The following is a 22946-nucleotide window of genomic DNA, read 5'->3' on the forward strand; positions in this document are numbered from 1 at the left end:
GCCGCCCGCTCAGCGCTTGCGAACGCCAGCCGCCGCCACCGCGCGCGCGGCCAGCAACGGCACCGGCTCGGCCATGAAAGCTTCGCCGGCCCGGTGCATGACCAGCTCGCGAAACAGGCGAGCCGGCGTGCGCGGTGTGAGTTCGTCGTTCCACACCGCGACCACCGGCTCCACGCGGCTGCCGAGTTCGAAGCGAAGCACTTTTCCCACCTTGGCCAGGGTGAGCTGCGCGGCGATGCGCTCCGGGAACACCGCCAGGAAATGACCGGCCTGCAACAGGCTGGCCGTGGCGGCCACATCGCTGGTGCGGATGCCGAGCGTGGGCGCTGGCGCGTCCAGCGTCTGGAATGCCGAATGCAACAAGTGAAGCATGCGCGAGCCGGCCACCGGGATACACCATTGCTGCCCGGACAGTTCACGCGCCGTCAGCTTGCGGCGCGTCAGCAGCGGATGGTCCTGGCTTGCGACGATCACCACCTTCTGTGCCGGGACCACTGGCGCCGCGCGCAGCGCGGGTAGCGACAGGCGCGGATCGTCATAGGCGAACAGCAGATCCAGTGAGCCGTCCACGAGTTGATCCGCGAGCTCCCCGATGCCGCCTTCGATCACGCTGATCTCCACGCGCGGATGATCCCGGTAGAAGTCGCTCATCGCCCGTGCCAGGAAGGGCTGCACCGACATGGTCCGGAACGCGATGCGCAACGCCCCCTGGCTGCCGGCACGTACCGCCTCCAGCGATTCGGCGAGCCGTTCCAGCTGCGCCAGCAAGACCGCGGCATGCGCCGCCATCTCTCTGCCGGGATCGGTCAGCCGCAGGCCGCGGCGGCTGCGCTCGAACAGCGGCATGCCCACGATGTCTTCGATCTCGGCCAGGGTCTTGGATACCGCCGCCGGGCTGACATGGAAGCGCACGGCGACGGCGGCGGCGGTCTGCATCTCGCTCAACGCCAGCATGATGCGCAGATGCCGCAGCTTGAGGCGGCCAAGCAGGGTATGGACGAAAGTTTCGGCGGGCATGGGGCAGGCGGGGGTTCGGCGAGGTTGAATGGCGCATTTTATGGGTTAACCATCTGATCAACAAACGGCGAGTTTTATTCGCTTTTGGTATCGGAACCGATCCCATATAGTCGGCGCATAACCTGATTCATTCCAAGCCGTCACAAGGTAATCAGACCTCGGGAGGAGACCCATGGAAGCAGTATCCCGTTTGCGCTCGACCATGCGCTGCATGCTTGCCGGCGCAGCCTTGCTAACGGCCACTTGCGCAGGTGCAGCGGCCGCGTGGCCTGACCGGCCGCTGCGCCTGGTGGTGCCGTTCCCGGCCGGCGGTTCCTACGACATCATCGGCCGGACGCTGGCGCGCAAGCTGGAACAGCGGCTGGGTCAGCCGGTGGTGGTGGAAAACATCGCTGGCGGCGCGACCGTGCCGGGCGTGTCGTCGGTACTCAGGGAGAAGGCCGACGGCAATACCCTGCTGCTTGCCAGCGACGGCACGCTCAGTATCAATCCCTACACAATCAAGGGCCTGCGCTATCGGCCCGATGACCTGACGCCGGTGACCATCGTCAGCACCGTGCCGCACTGGATCATCACGCGCGCCGACCGCAAGGAGATCACGCTGAGTGAACTGAAAGCGCATATCCAGCGCAATCCAGGCAAGGTGTCGATCAGCATTAACGTCGTCGCGGGGGCCGCCCACCTCGGCCTGGCCGACTGGAAGCGCCGCAATGGCCTGGACTTCACCATCGTTCCGTACCGCGGCTCGCCGCCGGCCATGGCGGATCTGATTGGCGGCCAGACTTATGCCCATGTCGATGTGATCGGCTCTTCGGTCAACTACGTACAGGATGGCAAGGCCAGGCCCCTGGCCGTGCTGCAGGCGGAGCCGGTTAAGCAGTTTTCCGCCCTTGAAACGCAGAGGTCGGGTGGCGCGGATGCACTGCAGGTACGCGGCAACCTGGCGCTGGTGGTCAAGGCGGGTACGCCGGCCCCGGTCATCGAACGGCTCTACCAGGAAGTCAAGGCCAGCGTGCATGAAGCGGACTTCGCCGCACGCCTGAAGACGCTTGCCTACGAGCCGGTCCTGTCCACCCCCGAGCAGGCCCGCCGCTTCCTGCAGAACGAATCGATGCGCTATGGCGCCATTGCGCGCGCGGCCAACTGAACCCTTGACGCTGTCGGAGCCAGTCCATGCGCTTTGTCATTGCCCTGATGCGGCACGAAACCAATACCTTTTCACCGATTACCACGCCCCTGAGCGCGTTCAACCGCGGCAGCACCGACGGCCCGCTTTACGGCGACGACGCGGTCCGTGCCTGCCAGGGCACCAACAGCGCCGCGGCCGCATTCATCGATATCGCCCGGCGCCAGGGCGACGAATTCGTGATGCCGTTGATGGCGAACGCAGTGCCCAGCGGCATGGTGACTGCCGAAGCCTTCGAGTCGATGGCGGCCACCATCGTAGAGGCGGTACGCGCCGGCTGCGATGCGGTGATGCTGGACCTGCACGGCGCCATGGTGGCCGAGGGTTATCCGGATGCCGAAGGCGAGTTGCTGGCCCGCATCCGTGCCGTGGCGCCGGAGACGCCGATCGCGGTATCGCTGGACTTCCACGCCAACTTCAGCGCTGCATTGGTCGACAATGCCACGGTGATCGCCGGCTATTGCACCTATCCCCACGTGGATGTGTACGAGACCGGCGTACGCGCCGCCCGTACCCTGATGGCGGCGCTGCGCGGCGAGGCCCGTCCGGTCTTGCTGTGGCGCACACTGCCGATGCTCACCCACATGCTGCGCCAGACCCCGCGCGCGCAGCCCATGAAGGACATCATGGAGCGTGCGATGACGGCCGAGCGCGATGGCGAAGTGCTCAACGCCTCGGTGTTCGGTGGCTTCCCGCTTGCCGATATCCCGCATACGGGCCTGGCAGTGGTGATCGTGGCTGAGACCACCAGAATCGAAGCGGGCCGGCGCTTGCTCGATGAGCTCTGCGGCATGGCGTGGGAACGCCGGGCTGATTTCGTCTTCCCGATCGAGCCGATGGCGCAATCCATCGCCCACGCCAAGGCGCTGCCGCAGGGTCCGGTGGTGCTGGTAGACCATGGCGACAACTGTGGCGCAGGCGGGCCAACGGACGAAATGACGGTGTTGGGCGAAGTCCTGCGCCAGGGGCTTGAAGGCGTGGTCGCCGGGCCGTTCTGGGATCCGGGCGCCGTGGTGGAATTGATTGCCGCCGGCGTCGGGCAGTCCGTCACACTGGATGTGGGCGGCAAGACCGACATGCCGGCGCTGGACCTGAAGGGCTGCCCGCTACGATTGACCGGCCGGGTGCAGTGCATTACCGACGGCAACTATCAGGTCACCGGCCCGATGTTCACGGGCATGAAGCTGAGCCTGGGCCGCACCGTGGTGCTGGATGTCGCGGGCACGTTGGTGGTGATCTGCGAAAAACCGCAGGAGCCGTTCGATACCGGCGTGTTCACGCACGCGGGCATCGACCTGTCGCGCCGCAAGTACATCCTGATCAAGTCGCGCCAGCATTTCCGCGCCGGGTTCGAGCCGATCGCCAGCGAGATCGTGCTGGTGGCCGGCCCCGGCGTCTGCAGCTCCGACTACAGCCAGTTTCCGTTCCGCAACCTGCGCCGCCCCATCTATCCGCTGGAAGCGCACACTGAGCTGGATGCTGCCTGACCGCAGCCGCCCGTCAATCGGAGTGACCCGCATGCTATTTCCGAATTCCCTGCAACGGCTGGCCCCCGCGCTGGCATTGGCCCTGGCTGTGGGCATCAGTGCCGCTCCCGCCATGGCCAGCGCCGCCAGCGGTGAAGCGCCCGTGCGCATCGTCGTCGGCTTTGCGGCCGGTGGCGCGCTCGACATTTTCGCGCGAACGCTTGCTGAAAAATTGCGCGTTTCGCTGGACACGCCTGTGCTGGTCGAGAACCGCCCCGGCGCCTCGGCGCGGCTGGCACTGGAAAACGTCAAACGCGCGCCACCGGACGGCAAGACGGTGCTGATTTCCCCCGCGCCGCCATTCACCATCTTTCCGCTGACCTACAAGCGCCTGGCCTATGACCCTGACAAGGACCTGGTTCCCGTCGCCTACCTGGCCGACGTGCCGCTGGTGGCGTCTGCCAGCGTCAGCCAGCCCTATCGGACCATGCCGGAATACCTGGCATGGGTGAAACGCAACCCGGACAAGGGCGGCGTCGGTCTGGTCACGCTCGGCGGCAGTATTCATTTCGGGGTGCTGTCGCTCGGCAAATCGATTGGCGTGCCATTGCTGCCCACCGCCTATCGGGGCGCAGTCATGATGCTGGCCGATGAGATCGGCGGCACGCTGCCGCTGGGGATCGATGCGGTGGGCGGGCAGATGGAACTGTACCGGGCGGGCAGGATACGTTTCCTCGGCGTCACCGGGACCCGCCGGTCGTCACTGCTGCCTGACGTGCCAACGCTGGCGGAGGCGGGCGCGCCGGGGTTCGAGACGGCATCCGGCTGGTACTCGGCCTTTGTGCCGGCGGGGACGCCGGCGGCTGCGGTGGCGAAGATCGAAAAGGCGCTGCTCGACGCCGTCAAGGACCCCGCGGTGCGCGACAAGATGGCGGCGCTGGGCATGGAAATGAACGGCAAGCCGGGAGATGCCTTGCGCAAGCTGATCCAGGCGCAGCGCGCGCAGTGGGCGCCGGTGGTCGCGGCCTCGGGTTTTACGGCTAGCGAATGAGGCTCCTCTACCCGCTACGCTGGGGCAGGTAGCGCTGGCTGCCTATCCTGTTGGCATAGCACCATGCCGCAGCAGCAGCCTGACCCGCTCCCTTAACATCGGCAACACCTCGCTCTCGAACCACGGATGCTGCTTGAACCACGGCTGGTTGCGCGGCGACGGGTGCGGCAGCGGTATGAAGGCGGGCGCGTAGTCTTGCCATGCCCGGACGGTTTCGGTCAGCGTAGGCTTGCGGCGCGCCCCGAGGAAATGCCGTTGCGCATACTGGCCGACCAGCAGGGTCAGGGCGATAGACGGCAGTAGTGCCAGCAGGCGGTCCATCCACAAGGGCGCGCATTCGGGGCGCGGCGGATTGTCGCCGCTTTTGCCGCGGCCGGGATAGCAGAACCCCATCGGGATGATGGCGAAATGCGAGGTGTCGGCGAAGGTGGCGTCGTCGACCCCGAGCCACTGCCGCAGCCGGTCGCCGCTGGCGTCGTTCCATGGAATGCCGGTTTCGTGCACGCGCGTTCCCGGGGCCTGGCCGACGATCAGGATGCGCGCGCCGGCGCCGGCGCGCACCACCGGGCGCGGGCCGAGCGGCAATTGCTGCGCGCAGGCGCGGCAGGCGCGGACCTCGGCCAGCAGGGCATCGAGCGCGGCCGGTTGGTGACGCTTGGTTTTGCGCGGTAAGTTCATGCCTGCACCTGTCCGGACAAAGCGTCCTCAGTCTCGCGCACAGCCCGCGGCCGCGTCAGAAGCTCAGCCCGATCGAGACCACGGCGATCTGGTCGTGTGCGGCGGGGTTGAACCAGTAGACCGCACCGGAGACGTGCTTGCCTTTCACTTGCGCAAACACGCCGCGCTGCAGATTGCGGCCATTGTCGGGCACACGCGTGCGCTGGGCCGCCAGGCCAAGCCGCAGCCAGTCACGGGGGCGCCAGGCTAGCTCGCTCCATGCATAGGCGTACCCGGACGGTTCGGCGTCCGGCACGTACTCGAACTCGATATAGGCATCGGCATAGCGGCCAGTCAGCGTGGCCTCGAACCCGCCCACGACGCTGTGCGTGCTGCCGGTGACCATGCCGAGGATCGGCGTGAAATCCAGCCGCAACGCCTCACCCCAGCCAAGGTTGTAGCCGACGAAGAACGAGTACGCATCCATGCCTTCGTAGTTGCTGCGCGCCTCCAGGTGCAGGACGCCGCGCTTGGCGATGGCGATGCCCGTGACATAGGCTTCGCTGCCGCGCGGCAGGTTGAGGTAAGCCGAGATCCCGCCGCTCCACGCCGCCGCCTCCGCGCTCGCCGGCGTGCCGCTGTCTTCGGCGGCATGCAAGGGCAGCGGCGCGATGGCCGCGGCCAGCACCAGACCGCGTGCGGCCAGTCGCGGAGCCAGTAGCGCGGCCCGCGTGGGCGGCCGTGCCGCCGGACGTGCAGCCCTGCCTCCGGCCTGCATGGTCAGCCCCCAAGTGCGATGATAGCCATGGTCAGTGCAACCCCGACCAGCGTCATCGCCGCACCCGCGATCCATCCACCGAAGCCGGCATGGCGCCCAAGTGCGATGCCAGCCCCGAACAGCATCAGGATGGTCAGCACGCGCGATACCAGTAGCGCCGTGGAGACGTCCGCAAACAGGATAAACGGCAGCGCCACCGGGAACGTCGCCAGCACCACCAGCAGGAAGATCCCGACCGCTGCCAGCAAATCCTGCGCGCCCAGCGCCGGGCGCGCGGGCAGGTCGGCGGTGCGGGCGAGGCGGCCTCGCAGTGCTTCCAGCTCGGCATCGTCGACCAGCGTGCGCAAGGCCGGCGAAAGCGCATCACGCAGGCGCGCGATGGCGTCGCCCGGGTCGCCGGCATTGCGAACCGCCTTGACCAGGGACAGCCTGCGTCCGCGCTCGGTCAGCGTGCGCACCAGGTACATCACGGCGTCGGCCAGCCCCCAGGCCAGGTTGCAGCCGAGCGCCGTGAAGAACATCGTGCGCGGGGCGTCCGCCGGCGCGCCGACGGCCGACACCGCGCCCACGAAGGTCAGCGCCATGAACAGGCCGAAGCACATCTCGCATACGCGATCGACGGTATCGAGGAGTCGCGGCCGTGCTTCGGCCGCGTGGGGATCTAGGGAAGTGGTCAGCACTGGCTTGTACCCGGCAGCAACTGCCCACGGCGAAGGTCTGCGACGAAGCCTCGCACCCGTGCCGGGGGCGACAGCATCGGGCCTGCGGCGCCCGGGCGGGCAGTCTTCCCGGGGGCGCGACCAGACGGCGAAGGCGGCGCCGCCGGCACTCGCCAACCGCCGCCGCATTTACTGTAGGCAAAGATTCACACCGATGATAGCGGCGCTGGTGCGGGAAACTACGCCTGTACGGAATGCGCGCTTTCAAGCGCATCTGCAGTGGTTGGCCGATGCCGCGCGCATGACATACTTTACAAGGGCAAGGCGCCCCTGCCGCCGGACACGCCGGCGCAAGTGCGCGGCCGCGCAGCGGCTGCTGCATGCCAGGCGGTGCCCCGGCCGTCACAGGAGCCACGCCATGCCCGACGCACTACGCCACGCGCTTCGCCGCTTCGCCATCGCCTGCTGCCTGGGCCTTGCAGCCTGCGGAGGTGGTGGCGGGGGCGACAGCGCCGGTGCGGGCGACGCTGGCGGTACAGGCGGTACAGGTGGGGGAGGTGGCGGCGCCGGCGGCAATGGCTCGCTGACGCTGGCCATTTCGGGCCTGCCGTCCGGGACCCCGGCGGCCATCACGGTTGCGGGGCCGGGCCAGTTCCGCCAGGCCGTGGTCCAGTCGACCACGCTGTCCAACCTCGCGCCCGGCAGCTATACCGTCACCGCCGACAGCGTGCTGAGGGGCAGTGCGTTGCGCAGGCCGCAGCTGCCGTCGCAGGTGGTGGCAGTGGCGGCTGGCACGGGGGCGACCGCCAGCGTGGCCTACGGTGCGCCGGAATCGATGCAGTTGTCGCTGGCGCAGGTGCCCGGCGAGTACTCCGCGCCGATCTTCCTGACCGCGCCCGCCGGCGATGCGCGCCTGTTCGTGGTGGAACGCGCCGGCCGTATCCGCGTCGTGCGCGACGGCGCGCTGCTGGCCACGCCGTTTCTCGATATTGCCGCGCTGACCACCACCGACGGCGAGCGCGGGCTGCTGTCGATGGCGTTCGATCCTGACTATGCGGCCAACGGCCGCTTCTACGTCTATTACACCGATACCGCTGGCGCCATCACCATCGCCCGCTACCATGTCTCGGCCGCCAACCCGGACCTTGCCGACGCCGCCGGCACGGTGCTGCTGGCGATCCCGCATGGCACCTTCTCCAACCATAATGGTGGCCAGCTCGCGTTCGGCCCCGACCGCATGCTCTATATCGGCACGGGCGACGGCGGCGGTGGCGGCGATCCGGCGGGCAACGCGCAGAACGCAGCCACGCTGCTCGGCAAGATGCTGCGCATCGATGTCAGCGGCGCGGCGGGCTACGGCGTGCCTGCCGGCAACCCGCTGCTGGGCCAGTCCGGCAGCCGCGGCGAGATCTGGGCGCTCGGGCTGCGCAACCCGTGGCGGTTCTCGTTCGACGCCGGGTCGCTGTATATCGCCGATGTCGGCCAGGACCAGCGCGAGGAAGTCGACGTCGCACCGTCCACCAGTGCGGGCCTGAACTACGGCTGGAACCTGACCGAGGGCACCGCGTGCGTGGGCGCCGCCACCTGCGACAAGAGCGGACTGACCATGCCCGTGTTCGAGTACGGCCACGAGGCAGGCGGCTGTGCCATCGTCGGCGGCTACGTGTACCGCGGCAGCGCCAGCCCGGCGCTGCGGGGGCGCTACTTCTATTCCGATCTGTGCACCGGCAAGCTGCAGAGCTTCGTGTACCGCGATGGCGCCGCCACCGAGCCGGTCGACTGGAACGTCACGGTGCCGGGCAGCGTGTTCTCCTTCGGCGTGGATGGCGCGCAGGCGCTCTATGTGATGGCCGATCCGGGCACGTCCGCAAACAGCGGGCGGGTCTACCGGATCGATGCCTCGGGCGGCACGCCTTGATGCCTTGCCGCCGCAACTCGCCGCGCCTCAGGCCGCGTTGGTCTTGCGGCCGACGCCCTGGATCAGCTTGTTGACGCGCGCCAGGTACTGCTCGAACATCCGGTTCGCCTGTTCCTGGCTGTCGATCGGCTGCAGCACGGTGCGGCCCTCGGCTTCAAGCTTGGCGCGGATCTCCGGCTTGGCCAGCGCTTCGCCGATGGCCTTGCGCAGCACCGCCACGCGCTCTGCCGGCGTGCCCTGCCTGACGAAATAGCCGCCGCCGATGGTGTATTCGAAATCCGGCACCAGCTTGCTCTGCGAAATCAGCGGGACCGACTTGAGCGCCGGTGGCAAGGCGCGCGAGAAGCTGGTCAGTATCTTCAGCCGGCCCTGCTGCTGCATGCTGTCGAAGCTGGACTGGTAGGGCAGGATGGCAAAGTCGACTTCGCCGCCGGCAAGGCCCTGCAGCGCCGGCGCGCCGCCCTTGTAGGGCACGTGCAGGAACGGCACGCCCAGGCGCGCGGCCAGCGCATCGCCCATCAGGTGATAGATCGAGTCGATGCCGACGGTGGCGTAGGTCAGCGACTTGCCCTTGCCCTGGCGCGCGAACTCGATGAACTTGTCCAGGCTGTCGACGGCGATGCCATGGCGCACCATCAGCACGATGTTGGCGTCGCTGATGGGCGCGGCCAGCAGGAAGTCCTGCGGCTTGTAGCGCGCCGCGGGGTTCAGCAGCGGCGCCAGGAACACCTCGTTGATCGAGCCATGGAAGAAGGTGTAGCCGTCGGCCGGTGCGGCCAGCACCTTGTTGGCGCCGATCAGTCCGGTGCCGCCGCCGTAGTTCTCCACCACCACCTGCTGGCGCACGCTCTTGCTGATCGATTCGCCGAAGATGCGCGCCGACGCATCGCTGGCGCCGCCGGCGGGATAGGGCACCACCAGCGACAGGGCCTTGGCGGGAAAGGTCTCCGCGGCGAACGCCGGCAGGCCGGACAGTACGGTCGCACCGGCGGCAAGGCCGGCGTGTTGCAGGAAGCGGCGGCGGTTCAGGGTAGCCATGGGGGGTGTCTCCTCGGTTTCTGTTTTCAGACCAGATAGCTTTGCGCCAGGTGCGCCCAGAATGCGGCGCCGACTGGCAGGGCCTTGTCGTTGAAGTCGTACAGCGGGTTGTGCACCATGCAGCCGCCGTCTTCGCCCAGGCCGTTGCCCAGTCGGATATAGGCGCCGGGCCGATGCTCCAGCATGTAGGCGAAGTCTTCGCTGCCCATCACCGGCGGGCGCTCCACCACGTTGTCCGCGCCCACCAGCCGGAGCGCCGCCTGGCGCGCGAATTCGGTCTGCGCGGCGTGGTTGACCAGCACCGGATACTTGCGCTCGTAGACCACCTCGGCCTGCAGGCGGAAGCTCTGCGCCTGGGCCGTGACGAAGGCCTGGATGCGCTCTTCGACCAGCGTGCGCACGCGCGGGTCGAGCGTGCGCACGCCGATCTTGATGGTGGCGGTGTCGGGCACCACGTTGTAGGTGCTGCCGGCCTGCAGCGCGCCCACCGTGATGACCGCCGACTTGAGCGCGTCGATCTCGCGGCTGACGATCGATTGCAGCCCGAGCACCATGCTGGCCGCGCCCTGCATCACGTCGATGCCATGGTGCGGCATGGCGCCGTGGGCACCGCGCCCGCGCAGCGTGACCGTGGCGCGGTCGAACGAGGCCATGGCGGGGCCGGCGATCACGCCGATCTGTCCCACCGGCATGCCCGGCGAGTTATGCAGCGCGTAGACCTCGTCGCACGGGAAGCGCTCGAACAGCCCGTCCTCCAGCATGCGCAGCGCGCCGCCTTCGTTTTCTTCGGCCGGCTGGAAGATCAGGTTCAGTGTGCCGTTGAAGTCGGCGCACTCGGCCAGGTAGCGCGCGGCGCACAGCAGGATCGCGGTGTGGCCGTCATGGCCGCACGCATGCATCTTGCCCGCGATGGTGCTGGCATAGTCCAGTCCGGTCCGTTCCTGGATCGGCAACGCGTCCATGTCGGCGCGGATCCCCAGCGCCTTGCTGCCGTGGCCCTTGCGCAGCGTGCCCACCACGCCGGTGGTACCCAGGCCGCGATGCACCGTGTAGCCCCACGCCGCCAGCTGTTCCGCGACGAGGTTGCTGGTCTGGCGCTCTTCGAAGGCCAGTTCGGGATGCGCGTGGATCCTGCGCCGGATGGCAACGAATTCCGGCGCGAGGGTCTCGATCGATGACGTCAGGTCGGCGGGCAGGGCGAGGGTCATGGGACATCGGGATCGTGGTGGTTCATCGCATTCTCACCGCAGGGGCCCGCCGAAACCATGACAACGGTAGCGACAAATCGTTGTATAAAATGCAACGATAAGAAATCGCGCGGCGCGGCCAGGAACGACAACGTTGCGCCTGCGCCTGAGGAGGCCAAGACATGGAAGACGTGCTGGACCCCAAGCGGGCGCTGTGCCTGCTGCAGATCATCGAGACCGGTTCGGTGCGCGGCGCCGCCGACGTGCTGGAACTGGACCCGTCGGTGGTCAGCCGTGCCGTGGCCAGGCTGGAGCAGGACACCGGCCTGGCGCTGCTGGAGCGGCGCGGGCGCGGCGTGGTCGCCACCGACGCGGGCCGGCTGCTGGCGCTGTTCGCGCGGCGCCAGCAGGACCTGAACGATACCTTCGTGGCCGAGGTGAACAACCTGAAGAACGCCCAGCGCGGCCATGTCGAACTGTCCTTCGGCGAGGGCTTTGTCGACCTGGTGCTGGAGCCGGTGCTGCAGGGCTTCCTGCGCAAGCACCCCGACGTCACCTGCAGCATCCAGGTGGCGGGCACCGACGAGACCGTGCGGCTGCTGCTGGAAGACCTGGCCCATATCGGCTTCGTGTTCCAGCCGCCCGACGATGCGCGGCTGCACTCGCACTATTCGCGGCTGTCGCCGATCCGCGCGCACGTGCACAAGGACCATCCGCTGGCGCGGCGCCGCCGCGCGCTGACGCTGGCAGACCTGGCGCAGCACCAGGGCGCGTTCCTGGCCGGTTCGTTCGGCGTGCGCAAGCATGTGCAGGCAGCGGAGCTGGACGAGCACATCACGCTCAAGCCGATGCTGGTCACCAACTCCTTCAAGGTGCTGTGGGAATACGCCGCGATGGGGCTGGGCTATATCCTGACGGCGCGCTCGGTGCCGCTGAAGGAACCGCAACTGCGGCAGCTGGTATCGCTGCCGCTGGCCAATCCCATCCTGAACAACAGCCGCATCCACATCCTGACGCGTGCCGGCCGGTATTTGTCGCCGGTGGCGGAAGGTTTGCTGCGGCACCTGGTGAAGGCGTTTCCGGCCGCCTGACACGGCGCGGCATGCGGCGGCGGCGAACGGAGTGTTCGGGAATGGCAGAGGCGCGCGCGCCGGATTGCGGCGATCATGCAGCTTGATCCTGTCCGCCATTCGCGCTCCGCCATGCATGTCCGTCTGCAGTCTTCCATGCACGCCAGCCTGCAGCAGTTGCTGCTGGCTTTTCCGCTGTCGGTCGGCGCCGAGCGCGGCAGGGTGGTGGTCCGGCGGCGCGGCTACGAACGGGTGCTGCTGGCCGGCCAGCAGGCCACCCTAGAGCCGTTCGAGGCGTTTGCGCTGCGCCTGGATGGCAGCAGTGCCCAGCCGGCGGCATGCACGCTGGAGCTGCGCGGGCTGACCCCGGCGCAACCCTCCGAATGCCTGCATCACCGCATTGCCAAGCGCGTGTTCCTGCAGCCGCAGTACGCCTGGAACGCAGCCTTTATCGCGGAACGGCTCGGCATGTCGGCGGCGCAGTTGCGCCGCGCGCTGTTCGCCCAGGGGACCGCGCTGACCGACCTGTGCCGCACGCAACGGCTGATGCGGCTGCTGTTCGACGTCATGGCGGGCGAAGCGGGCCTTGCCGAGGCCAGGCGGCGGGTCGGCTGGCCGGCCGGCGGTGACCTGGACAGCGCATTCTATGATCGCTTCGGCGTCTCGCTGGAAGCGGCGCGAAGGCTTGCCGGCGGGCGCGCCATGCCGCGGCAGCGCTCGGTCGCGTGAATCGCGGCGCGGGTCAGGGGTGTTCCGTGACGCGGTTTGCGCGATAATCCGGCGTTACGCCCGGGAAGGATGTCATGCGCTTTGATCTGGTCGACCTGAAACTGTTCACGCATATCGCGGAGGCACAGAGCCTGACCGGAGGTGCGCAGCGCTCGCACCTGTCGCTGGCCGCGGCCAGCACGCGCATCAAGAACCTGGAGGAACACGTCGGCGTCAAGCTGCTGAGCCGCAGCAGCCAGGGCGTGAAGGTGACCGGGGCGGGCGAGACCCTGCTGGCCCATGCGCGCCGCGTGCTGCGCCAGCTGGAGCAGCTCAGTGGCGACCTGCAGGAATACGCGGCCGGCGTCAAAGGCCATGTGCGCGTGTTCGCCAACACCACCGCCATGAGCGAGTTCCTGCCGGCGGTGCTGCGCAGCTACCTGGTCAGCCATCCGGACGTGACCATCGACATGCATGAACGGCTCAGCCCGGATATCGTGCGCGCGGTGCAGGAGGGCATCGTCGACATCGGCATCATCGCCGGCAACGTGCGCACCGAAGGGCTGGAGGTCATGCCATACCGGCGCGACCGGCTGGTGCTGGCGACCGCGCTGAGCCATCCGCTGGCCGAGCGCGGGCGCGTGGATTTTATCGATACGCTCGACTACGACTTCATCGGCCTGCCCGAGGACAGCGCCATCCACAACTTTCTGAAGCGCGCCGCGGCGGACCTGCAGCGCAGCCTGCGCTGGCGCGTGCAGGTCAGCAATTTCGAGACCGCGTGCCGCATGGTCGAGGCCAATGTCGGCCTGGCCGTGCTGCCCGAGACCACCGCGCGCCGCCATGCCCGGGCCATGGCGCTGCGCATCGTCCAGCTCGACGACGAATGGGCCGAGCGCCAGCTGCAGATCTGTGTGGCCGACCTCGACGCCTTGCCGCTGTTTGCGCGCAAGCTGGTGGACCTGCTGGTGGAAGACGGGCAGGGGCGCCAGGACTGAAGCAGCACCGCCGCACGCCTGCGTGCTACGCCTGGCCCGCGAGCGACTGCCGCAACTGGTGCTTGAGCAGCTTGCCGCTGGCCGTGGTCGGCATGGCCGCCACGCGCACCATGCGCTCGGGGCGCTTGTAGGGCGACAGGCGCCCGACCAGGTAGTCATGCAACGCCGGCGCGTCGAAGCGCTCGCCCTCGCGGATTTCGACGAAAGCGATCACTTCCTCGTTGCCGTCCGCGGCGGGCTGGCCGATCACGGCCGACACGCGCACCGACGGATGCGTGTTGAGCACCGATTCGACTTCGATCGGGTAGACGGTGAAGCCCGAGCGGATGATCAGGTCCTTGGTGCGGCCGACGATAAACAACGCGCCGTCGGCGTCGAGCCGGCCGATATCGCCCGTGTTGAGCCAGCCACCGGGGCGCAGCGCCGCGGCGGTCAGTGCGGGCGCGCGATAGTAGCCGCGCATCACGCCCGGGCCGCGGATCCACAGTTCGCCGGGCTGTCCCGGCGGCACCGGCGTGCCGTCGGGCCCGACCACCTGCAGGTCGGCGCCCGGGACGATCTCGCCCGCGGCGCAATCGGCGCGCGGCCGGTCCATGCGCGTCACGAACATCGATCCCGCGTACTCGGTCATGCCGTAGCCGTGGTGCAGCGGCTGGCCGAATACTGCCTCGACATCGCGCTTGAGCGTAGGGTCGAGCGGGCCGCCGCCGGTGTAGAGATAGCGCAGGCGCGGCGACGGCTGCAAGGGCGCGCCGGTGGCCCGCACGTGGGCCAGGATGCGGCTGAACATGGTCGGCACGCCCTGCAGCAGCGTGATCGCGCCGTCGCGGATCGCCGCGGTCAGGTCCGCCGCGTTGAAGCGCGCGCACAGGTACAGGCTGGCGCCGGCGTGCAGCGTCGATACCAGCAGCGTGCCCAGCCCGAACACATGCGAGATCGGCATCACCGCGTAGGCGCAGTCGTCCGGCTGCATGCGGCGCGAGGCCACGGTCACGTCGGCAAAGTGCAGCAGGCCGCGGTGCGTGACCATCACTCCCTTGGGCTGTCCGGTGGTGCCCGAGGTGTAGATCAGCGCGGCCACGTCGCGCGCGAGCGCTTCGGGCTCGCGCGTGGCGGTGTCGTCGACGGCGCCGGCCATCAGCGGGCCCAGGCCGACCGGGGCGATTTCGCGGGCGCGATAGCGCACGCCGTGGCGCAACGCATCCGGCGACGCCGCGTGGGTGAACAGCATCAGCCGCGGGTGGCAGTGGGCGCGGATGACCTCGATCTCGCGCTCGGACAGGCGCGCGTTGACTACCACGGGCCATGCATCCAGCTCCGACAAGGCGAACACCAGCGTGATGACCGCCAGGCAGTTCTCGGCCACCACCAGCACCCGGTCGCCGGTGCCCACTCCCTGCGACTGCAGGTAGCGCTGCGCGTCCTCGATGCCGGCCCACAGCTGCGCATAGGTGGTGGTCCGGCCGTCTTCGAAGACGGCGGCATGGCCGGGCGCGTGTGCGGCCCAGTGGCGCGGGATGTCGCTGATGCGGGTGAGAGCAGTTCGGTCCGGTGGCATGTTTCAGGCGTCCTTGTGCGGGCAAAGCGTGCGGTGGGCGTGGGGCAAGCACCGGGCCGGGCCGCACGCCGCCGCTGCGGTATCAATAGCGTTCGAACACCGCGGCAATGCCCTGGCCGCCGCCGATGCACATGGTTTCCAGGCCGTAGCGGCCGCCGCGGCGCTGCAGTTCGTGCAGCAGTGTGGCCAGGATGCGCACGCCGGTGGCGCCGATCGGATGGCCCAGCGAGATGCCCGAACCGTTGACGTTGAGCTTGTGCTCGATCGCGTCCTGGTCCTGCCAGTCCCAGCCCTTGAGCACGGCCAGCACCTGGCAGGCAAAGGCCTCGTTCAGCTCGACCAGGTCCATCTGGTCCAGCGTCAGGTTCAGGCGCGCCAGCAGCTTCTTCACCGCCGGCACCGGGCCGATGCCCATGTGCGAGGGCTCGCAGCCGGCAGCCGCCCAGCCCACCAGCGAGGCCATCGGGGTCAGGCCGAGTTCGGCTAGCTTGTCCTCGGCGACGATCAGGCAGGCGGCCGAGGCATCGTTCTGCTGGCTTGCGTTGCCCGCGGTGACCGTGCCGTTGGGCATCAGCACGCGCAGCTTGGCCAGGCTTTCGGGCGTGGTCTGCGGGCGGAAGCCCTCGTCGCGCGTAAATGCCACCGGATCGCCCTTGCGCTGCGGCACCTGCACCGGAACGATCTCGGCGTCGAAGCGCCCGGCCTCCCAGGCGGCCGCGGCGCGCTGGTGGCTGCGCACGGCGAAGGCATCGGCGGCTTCGCGGCTGATGCCGTAGTCGCGCGCGAGGTTCTCGGCAGTCTCGATCATCCCGGAGATCTTGCCGAAGCGCTCCACCGGCTGCGAGCGCTCGCGGCCGCGGTCAAGACGGTCGAAGAAGCGCACGTTGCCGGAGCGCGCGCCCCAGCGCATATCGGTGGTGTAGTACTCGATATTGCTCATGCTCTCGACGCCGCCCGCGATCACCACGTCGGCGGCGCCACTCTGCACCATCATCGAGGCCGTGACGATGGCCTGCAGGCCGCCGCCGCAGCGGCGATCCAGCTGCATGCCCGGCACCTCTACCGGCAGGCCGGCCTGCAGCGCGGCCCAGCGGCCCACGCACGGCACTTCGCTGTTGGCATAAGACTGGGCGAAGACGACGTCGTCGATGCGCGCCGGGTCGATGCCGCTGCGCTCGACCACGGCGCGCACGGCGGTCGCGGCCAGTTCCTCGACCGGCACCGGGCGCAGGCTGCCGCCAAAGGTGCCGACGGGGGTACGAAGGGGGGTGACGATTGCAGCTCTGCGCATGGAAGTCTCCTTGGTATTCGGTATCGGGTGAATCATCAAGTTAGTCGGTGGGCGTCGTCCCCGGAAGGGCGACGAAGGCCGCGCCGCACTGGCGTAGCAGCGCATGGGCCTGGCGCTCCAGGTCGGCGCGGTGTTCGGGGGCAGCGATGTCCAGCATGCGGCGCACGCGCTGCGACAGGGTCTGGCCGCGCAGGTCGGCCACGCCATGCTCGGTAACGATCAGGCCGGCGTCGGCACGCGGCGTGCTGACAGGGCCAGACAATTGCGCGACGATGCGGCTCGCTCCTTTGGCGGTGGCAGGCAGCGCCACGATCGGCAGGCCGCCTCGGCTACGCGCGGCACCCCGCAGGAAATCCACCGCGCCGCCGACGGCGCCGACATAGACGCCGGCGGCCACTTCCGCGTTGACCTGGCCGGTCAGGTCGACCTCGATCGCCGAATTGATCGCGGTCAGCTTGTCCACGCTGGCGAGCACTTCGGGATGGTGGGTATAGGCGGTTTCGCGCAGCTGCAGCCGGGGATTGCGATGAGCCCAGCGCCGCAGCCGTTCGCTGCCCATCAGGATGCCGCCGATGCCGATGCCCGTATCGATGCTCTTGCGTGCGTTGGTCAGCACGCCGGCCTCGGCCAGCGCGGCAATGCCGTCGCCGACCGCGCCGCTGTGCAGCCCCAGGTCGCGGCGGTCATGCAGTGCGGCCACCACCGCCTCGGGCAGGTTGCCGATGCCCATCTGCAGGGTCGCGCCGTCTTCGACCCAGCCGGCGATATGGCGGGCAATGGCCTGTTCGGCCGGACCGGGAGCGCCGCGCTCGAGGCTGACGGGCGGGTGCAGCGCCTCGACCCGCAGGTCGATCTGGTCCGCGGTGAGATAGCGGCTGCCGTGGGTCCACGGCACCTCTGGGTTCACTTCGGCAATGATCACGCGGGCCCGGTCGAGCGCAGCGGGAATGTACTCGTGCACCAGGCCCAGGCTGTGACGTCCCTGTTCGTCGGCGGGCGAGACCTGCACCAAAGCCACGTCCGCGCGCAGCGTGCCGTGCCGGATCAGCCCCGGCAGGTGCGAATAATGGCTCGGCACGATGTCGAGCACGCCCGCGCTGGCCAGCCGGCGATGCGGCCCGCTGGCGGCATAGCCGAAGAAGTCGATCACGTCCGCCTGCTCCGGCTGCAGCGTGTCGGACTGGCCGATGCCGACGAAGACGCTGAAGCGCCCGCCGCGCGCGATGGCATGGCGGTGTGCCACCAGCGCGCGCGTCAGCGTCAGCGGCTCGGCGGTGGCTTGTCCCCACCAGAGGTGATCGCCGGGGCGGATCAGGGTTTGCAGTCGGGAAGCCAGGTCGTGCATGTCCACGGGGAAAACGTTGGGTCGGCACGCGGCCGGAAATCGGCCGGCCCGCGCCGGATAGCCCGAAGCATGTCGTCAAAGCCGCGTTTGCGCTATTCGACAATGCCAATGGCCGGCTTCGGCACTGGCGAAATGCCGGCCGGGCGCTGGCTGCCCGGGACTTAAGCCGCGTGGAAGGCGCGCTTTCGGAATCGCTGATTGTCCCGCCGGCCGAACGCCGCGACCATGGCGGCTATCACGCGGCGTCGGCCATCCGCCACGTCGCCGCATAGATCGCCACGTACCCGACCGCCACAGACACAGACCGACCGCAAGGCAGCGCCATGATCGAACAGACCCTATCGAATAATTTCCACGAAATCCGCGATGCCATCCGTGCGCTGTGCGCCGAGTTTCCCGACGAGTATTTCCGCAAGGTCGATGAACAGCGCGCCTATCCCGAGGCCTTCGTCAATGCGCTGACCGCGGCGGGCTGGCTGGCAGCGCTGATTCCGCAGGAATACGGCGGCTCGGGCCTGGGCCTGACCGAAGCCTCGGTCATCATGGAAGAGATCAACCGTTGCGGCGGCAATTCCGGTGCCTGCCATGGCCAGATGTACAACATGGGCACGCTGCTGCGGCACGGCTCAACCGCTCAGAAGGAAAAGTACCTGCCCAAGATCGCCTCCGGCGAATGGCGCCTGCAGTCGATGGGCGTGACCGAGCCCACCACCGGCACCGACACCACCAAGATCAAGACCTCGGCGGTGAAGAAGGACGGCCGCTACGTCGTCAACGGCCAGAAGGTATGGATCAGCCGCGTGCAGCACAGCGATTTCATGATCCTGCTGGCGCGCACCACGCCGCTGGCCGAGGTCAGGAAGAAGAGCGAGGGCATGTCGATCTTCATGGTGGACCTGCACGAGGCGCAGAAGAAGGGCCTGACGGTGCGCCCCATCCCCAACATGGTCAACCACGAGACCAACGAACTGTTCTTCGAAGACCTGGAAATCCCCGAGGAAAACCTGATCGGTGAAGAAGGCAAGGGCTTCAAGTACATCCTCGACGGTCTGAACGCCGAGCGCACGCTGATCGCCGCCGAGTGCATCGGCGACGGCTACTGGTTCATGGACCGGGTCACTAAGTACGTGAAGGAGCGCCAGGTCTTCGGCCGCCCCATCGGCCAGAACCAGGGCGTGCAGTTCCCGATCGCCGAGTCTTTCATCGAACTCGAGGCGGCCAACCTGATGCGCTGGAAAGCGTGCGAGCTGTTCGACAAGCACGAGTCCATGGGCGCCCAGGCCAACATGGCCAAGTACCTGGCCGCCAAGGCCAGCTGGGAGGCCGGCAACGCCTGCCTGCAGTTCCACGGCGGCTTCGGTTTTGCCTGCGAATACGATGTCGAGCGCAAGTTCCGCGAGACGCGCCTGTACCAGGTGGCGCCGATCTCGACCAACCTGATCTACTCCTTCGTCGCCGAACACGTGCTGGGCCTGCCGCGCTCGTTCTGAGCGGCATGGCATCAGGGCCGGCCCGCTTGCCTTCGCGCCTGCCCGGTGCGAACGGCGTCCCGGCCTGGCTGCTCGTGCCGGCAATCCGTTTGGGGCGACGCTTACGGCATTCGGCGCCCCGGTCTCACTCGATTGCCGGCAGCTCGGGTAGAATCCCGCCCTATGTCGCGCATGATTGCCTTGCTCCTGATGCTGATCCTGCCGCTGCAGGCGTTGGCCGCAGCGCAGCGGCAGCTCGCGCACGCGGCCGGCTTCCCGCCGGACCACATGGCCGCGCACGCCGAACACGTTCCGCATCACCATGATGAGGATGGCGAAATCGCCTTCGACGATTCCGCGGCTTCCGCGTCGCACCAGCTCGACTTTGACTACGGCACCCACTTCCAGGCGCCATTGCCAGCCGGCATGGTGCCGCCGCTGACGCTGCAGACGCAGCGCGAGCCGTCGTTCCTCGGCAGTCGCATCCCCGACCCGGGCTCCAGTCCACCGTTACGCCCCCCTCACGCGCCCGCCTGACGGCGGGGCACTGATCTGCTGATTGCCTGCCGTGGCGCAATGCCTTGCGCCGCGCCCCGCCGCATTGCCTGTTGGTTGCAATCTGCGTTGGGGATTCCATGCACAAATTCTTCATCTCCGTGGTGGCGTCGGCGTTGCTGATGCCGGCGGCCCATGGCCAGCCCGCGCCGGCCGACCTGCGCGCGCTGTTCGATGCCGCCTGGGAGCGCTCCGTCGCCTTCCAGGCCACCGAGGGGCGGCGCCTGGAGGCGGCGGCCAGCCGGGTCCAGGCGGACTCGCTGATCGCGGGGCCGCCCACGCTGGGCCTGCTGCACCGTGACGACCGCTGGACCGAGCAGCGCGGCTTGCGCGAGAGCGAGGTCCAGCTGGGCGTGCCGGTGTGGCTGCCAGGCCAGCGCGCGGCACGCGGCGAGCTGGCCGACGCCCAGGCGGCCGAGGCCGAGGCTGGTGCCGCGCTGGCGCGGCTGAATCTTGCCGCGGAAGTCCGCGAGCGCGTCTGGCAGCTGGCCGCCGCGGAAGGCGAGCGCGAGGTGATGCGGCGCCGCGCCGGCATCGCTGCGTCGCTGCGCGACGATGTGCGCCGGCGCGTCAATGCGGGCGACCTGGCGCGCACCGACCTGCTGCTGGCGCAGCAGGACCAACTGGCGGCACAGGGGCTGCTCGCCGACAGCGAGGCGCGCGTGGTCGAGGCCAGCGCGCGGCTGCTGCAAGCCACCGGCGTTGCCGCGCTGCCGTCGCGGTACGACGAAGCGGCGCCGCCGCCAGCAGACCCGGGCGCCCTGGCCGCGAGCCATCCGCGCCTGGATGCGGTGCAACAGGCCGTGCTGCGCAGCGAACGCCAGCTGGGCTATCTGCGCAAATCGCGCCGCGACCCGCCGGAAGTCGGCGTGATGTACCGCAACGACCGGGCCGGCGGCGGCATGCCCGGCGACCAGACCGTCGGCCTGTTCGTCAGGATCCCGTTCGCCACGGATGCGCGCAACCTGCCGCGCGAAGCCGCCGCGCAGACCGAGCTGATGACGGCCCGGGCCGAACTCGCGCGCACCGAACGCATGGTGCGCGCCGAGATCGACGCGGCGCAGGCCGCGCTGCGGCTGGCCGGGCAGCAGCTCGGTCTCACCCAAGAGCGCAGCGCCACGCTGTCCGAACGGGCGGCGCTGCTGCGCAAGACCTTCGATGCCGGCGAGATCGGCCTGCCGGAAGTGCTGCGCGCACAGAACCAGGCGCTCGAAGCCGAGGCCGACCTCGTGCGCCAGCGTGCCCGGCACGGCATCGCCATTGCCACCCTGAACCAGGCGCTCGGAGTCCTGCCATGATCCGCCAGTTGTTTCTTTCCCTGTTCCTGTCGCTCGCGCTCGCGGCGCCGGCGGCGCATGCCGGCCCCGGTGCGCACGGCCCCGATGGCGAGCACCTGGACGCGCCCGCCGGCACCGGCGCGGCGGCACAAGCCCAGCCGACCCTCGAAGCCCATACGGAAGCATTCGAACTGGTGGGCAGCCTCTCCACGGACGAGCTCTCGGTCATGGTCGACCGCTACATCACCAACGAGCCGGTGCTCGACGGCACGCTCGAAGTCGAGTTCAACGGCATCAAGGCCCAGGGCAAGCTGCACGCCGATGCCGGCGACTATGCCTTTACCGACGAGAAGCTGCTGCAGTCGCTGCGCCGGCCCGGCCAGCATGCGCTGGTGTTTACGCTCGTCACCGGCAACGAGTCGGACCTGATCGAGGGCACCCTGAACGTTGCCGCGGACGGACACGACCACGGCCTGGCGTGGTGGCAGGCGCGCTGGCCGTGGCTGGTCCTGCTTGCGGCGCTGGTCGCGGCAGGCGCGGCCTGGGCCGTGAAGCGCCGCCTTGGCAACAGGAACGGAGGCACGGCGTGATGAAGACCACCCATATCGCAACCTTGGCCATCGCGCTGGCCGCCGGCTCAGCCATGCCGGCGCTGGCCGGACCCGGCGCGCACGGCCCGAATGGAGAACACCTCGATGCACCGGCCGCGGTGTCGGGCAGCAGTGGCCTGGCCCGGCTGCCCGACGGCAGCGTCCACGTGCCCAAGCTGGCCCAGCGCCGCATGGGCATACGGACCGCGATGCCGCAGCCTGCCGCGCACCCCGTGACCGTGGAACTGAACGCCGTCGTGGCGATCGATCCGAACGCGGGCGGGCGCCTGCAGGCGGGCCACCCGGGCTGGATCGAACCCCCGCCGGGCGGCTTCCCGGTGCTGGGGCAGCGTGTCGCCAAGGGCCAGGTGCTGGCCGTGCTGCGCCACAAGAGCGAGCCCTTCGACATCGGCAACCAGCAGGCACAGTTCGCCAACCTGAGCGCCAGCCTGAAGCTGGCAAGGCAGCGGCTGCAGCGCCTGGAGTCGTTGCCGGACAGCATTCCGCGCAAGGAAATCGAAGCCGCCCGCGCCGAGGTCCAGAGTCTGTCCGGCCAGCGCGATGCGGTCGGCAAGAGCCTGCATCAGACCGATACGCTGACCGCGCCGGCCAGCGGCGTGATCGCCAGCGCCAATGTGCTGGCAGGGCAGGTGGTTGCCGCCGGGGACGTGCTGTACGAGGTGGTCGATCCCGCCCGCCTGCTGATCGAGGCCAGCAGCGCGGACAGTTCGCTGGCCAACCGCATCAAGGGCGGAGCCCTGGCCAGCGGCACGGGCGGCAAGCTGGAATTCGTCGGCGCCGGCCGCAGCCTGAAGAACGGCGCGGTGCCGCTGACGTTCCGGCTGAGCGGCAACGACGTGCCGCTGGCCGTCGGCCAGCCGGTGACCGTGGTCGCGACGCTGAGCGATACCGTCCGCGGCATCGCGCTGCCGAGCGAGGCGCTGGTGCGCAATGCCAGCAACCTGCCGGTGGTGTGGATCAAGTCCGGCACGCAGCGCTTTATCGCGCAGCCGGTCGAGGCGCGCGTGCTCGATGCGCGCACCGTGGTCGTGGTCGGCGGGCTGTCACCGGAGAACCGGGTGGTGGTATCCGGCGCGGCGCTGATCAACCAGATCCGCTGAGGGGCGC

Annotated in this window: 21 protein-coding genes; 12 read left to right on the top strand and 9 right to left on the bottom strand. The window is 68.9% G+C overall.

What is annotated here, in order from left to right:
• Positions 1-9: 9 nt before the first annotated feature.
• On the bottom strand, positions 10-1017 hold the full coding sequence (locus MKD50_RS03445) for a LysR family transcriptional regulator (RefSeq protein ID WP_252666382.1): 1008 nt from the start codon (positions 1015-1017) through the stop codon (positions 10-12).
• 172 nt (positions 1018-1189) lie between these two features.
• Between MKD50_RS03445 and MKD50_RS03450 the strand changes: the two genes are divergently transcribed.
• Genes MKD50_RS03450 through MKD50_RS03460 form a run of 3 tightly spaced genes read left to right on the top strand, consistent with a single transcriptional unit; the run spans position 1190 to position 4720 of the window.
• Positions 1190-2164, top strand: coding sequence for a Bug family tripartite tricarboxylate transporter substrate binding protein (locus MKD50_RS03450; protein ID WP_252666383.1), 975 nt, complete (start codon positions 1190-1192; stop codon positions 2162-2164).
• 26 nt (positions 2165-2190) lie between these two features.
• Positions 2191-3690, top strand: coding sequence for a M81 family metallopeptidase (locus MKD50_RS03455; RefSeq protein ID WP_252666384.1), 1500 nt, complete (start codon positions 2191-2193; stop codon positions 3688-3690).
• 31 nt (positions 3691-3721) lie between these two features.
• Positions 3722-4720, top strand: a complete 999-nt coding sequence (locus tag MKD50_RS03460; RefSeq protein ID WP_252666486.1) for a tripartite tricarboxylate transporter substrate-binding protein — start codon at positions 3722-3724, stop codon at positions 4718-4720.
• A 42-nt stretch (positions 4721-4762) separates the two neighbouring features.
• Here the strand turns inward: MKD50_RS03460 and MKD50_RS03465 are convergent, their stop codons facing one another.
• From MKD50_RS03465 to MKD50_RS03475, 3 genes are all read right to left on the bottom strand, one after another.
• Positions 4763-5398: a uracil-DNA glycosylase family protein gene (locus MKD50_RS03465; protein ID WP_252666385.1), complete on the bottom strand. Its 636-nt coding sequence runs from the start codon at positions 5396-5398 to the stop codon at positions 4763-4765.
• A gap of 55 nt (positions 5399-5453) precedes the next feature.
• On the bottom strand, positions 5454-6065 hold the full coding sequence (locus MKD50_RS03470; protein ID WP_252666386.1) for a hypothetical protein: 612 nt from the start codon (positions 6063-6065) through the stop codon (positions 5454-5456).
• Between the two features lie 92 nt (positions 6066-6157).
• Entirely contained in the window at positions 6158-6835 is a 678-nt protein-coding gene (locus tag MKD50_RS03475; protein WP_240070889.1) for a hypothetical protein, read from the bottom strand.
• Positions 6836-7232: 397 nt separating this feature from the next.
• On the opposite strand from MKD50_RS03475, the gene MKD50_RS03480 reads away from it, so the two are divergent.
• Positions 7233-8732 (top strand): PQQ-dependent sugar dehydrogenase, encoded by a 1500-nt coding sequence (locus tag MKD50_RS03480; protein WP_252666387.1) that lies wholly within the window; start codon positions 7233-7235, stop codon positions 8730-8732.
• A 27-nt stretch (positions 8733-8759) separates the two neighbouring features.
• Here MKD50_RS03480 and MKD50_RS03485 read toward each other — a convergent pair whose 3' ends face one another.
• Both MKD50_RS03485 and MKD50_RS03490 read right to left on the bottom strand, forming a co-directional pair.
• A complete protein-coding gene (locus MKD50_RS03485) occupies positions 8760-9770 on the bottom strand; it encodes a Bug family tripartite tricarboxylate transporter substrate binding protein (RefSeq protein WP_252666388.1) in 1011 nt (336 codons plus the stop codon).
• A 26-nt stretch (positions 9771-9796) separates the two neighbouring features.
• On the bottom strand, positions 9797-10978 hold the full coding sequence (locus tag MKD50_RS03490; RefSeq protein WP_240070886.1) for a M20 aminoacylase family protein: 1182 nt from the start codon (positions 10976-10978) through the stop codon (positions 9797-9799).
• Positions 10979-11139: 161 nt separating this feature from the next.
• On the opposite strand from MKD50_RS03490, the gene MKD50_RS03495 reads away from it, so the two are divergent.
• From MKD50_RS03495 to MKD50_RS03505, 3 genes are all read left to right on the top strand, one after another.
• Complete coding sequence (locus tag MKD50_RS03495; RefSeq protein WP_252666389.1) at positions 11140-12048, top strand: LysR family transcriptional regulator; 909 nt, start codon at positions 11140-11142, stop codon at positions 12046-12048.
• A gap of 135 nt (positions 12049-12183) precedes the next feature.
• The gene (locus MKD50_RS03500) at positions 12184-12756 is read left to right on the top strand and encodes an AraC family transcriptional regulator (RefSeq protein ID WP_240070885.1); all 573 of its coding nucleotides are present in this window, start codon (positions 12184-12186) and stop codon (positions 12754-12756) included.
• 74 nt (positions 12757-12830) lie between these two features.
• Entirely contained in the window at positions 12831-13733 is a 903-nt protein-coding gene (locus MKD50_RS03505) for a LysR family transcriptional regulator (RefSeq protein ID WP_115701299.1), read from the top strand.
• Between the two features lie 25 nt (positions 13734-13758).
• Here the strand turns inward: MKD50_RS03505 and MKD50_RS03510 are convergent, their stop codons facing one another.
• The 3 genes from MKD50_RS03510 to MKD50_RS03520 all read right to left on the bottom strand — a co-directional run bounded on the left by MKD50_RS03510 (position 13759) and on the right by MKD50_RS03520 (position 17927).
• A complete protein-coding gene (locus tag MKD50_RS03510; protein ID WP_252666390.1) occupies positions 13759-15291 on the bottom strand; it encodes a class I adenylate-forming enzyme family protein in 1533 nt (510 codons plus the stop codon).
• Between the two features lie 82 nt (positions 15292-15373).
• Positions 15374-16582: an acetyl-CoA C-acetyltransferase gene (locus MKD50_RS03515; RefSeq protein ID WP_252666391.1), complete on the bottom strand. Its 1209-nt coding sequence runs from the start codon at positions 16580-16582 to the stop codon at positions 15374-15376.
• 40 nt (positions 16583-16622) lie between these two features.
• Positions 16623-17927 carry an acetyl-CoA hydrolase/transferase family protein gene (locus tag MKD50_RS03520; RefSeq protein ID WP_240072130.1) on the bottom strand — a complete coding sequence of 435 codons (1305 nt, stop codon included), beginning with the start codon at positions 17925-17927 and terminating at the stop codon, positions 16623-16625.
• A 323-nt stretch (positions 17928-18250) separates the two neighbouring features.
• Between MKD50_RS03520 and MKD50_RS03525 the strand changes: the two genes are divergently transcribed.
• The 5 genes from MKD50_RS03525 to MKD50_RS03545 all read left to right on the top strand — a co-directional run bounded on the left by MKD50_RS03525 (position 18251) and on the right by MKD50_RS03545 (position 22939).
• On the top strand, positions 18251-19417 hold the full coding sequence (locus tag MKD50_RS03525) for an acyl-CoA dehydrogenase family protein (protein WP_252666392.1): 1167 nt from the start codon (positions 18251-18253) through the stop codon (positions 19415-19417).
• Positions 19418-19588: 171 nt separating this feature from the next.
• Complete coding sequence (locus MKD50_RS03530; RefSeq protein ID WP_240070881.1) at positions 19589-19933, top strand: hypothetical protein; 345 nt, start codon at positions 19589-19591, stop codon at positions 19931-19933.
• Positions 19934-20031: 98 nt separating this feature from the next.
• Positions 20032-21249 carry a TolC family protein gene (locus MKD50_RS03535; protein WP_252666394.1) on the top strand — a complete coding sequence of 406 codons (1218 nt, stop codon included), beginning with the start codon at positions 20032-20034 and terminating at the stop codon, positions 21247-21249.
• A complete protein-coding gene (locus tag MKD50_RS03540; RefSeq protein WP_252666395.1) occupies positions 21246-21818 on the top strand; it encodes a hypothetical protein in 573 nt (190 codons plus the stop codon). The genes MKD50_RS03535 and MKD50_RS03540 overlap by 4 nt, the downstream gene beginning before the upstream one ends.
• Positions 21818-22939, top strand: a complete 1122-nt coding sequence (locus MKD50_RS03545) for an efflux RND transporter periplasmic adaptor subunit (protein ID WP_115701282.1) — start codon at positions 21818-21820, stop codon at positions 22937-22939. Before MKD50_RS03540 ends, MKD50_RS03545 begins: the two co-directional genes overlap by 1 nt.
• Positions 22940-22946: the final 7 nt, after the last annotated feature.

Origin of the sequence: Cupriavidus mimosae (assembly GCF_023952485.1) — a bacterium.
GTDB classification, from domain to species: Bacteria; Pseudomonadota; Gammaproteobacteria; order Burkholderiales; family Burkholderiaceae; genus Cupriavidus; species Cupriavidus taiwanensis_C.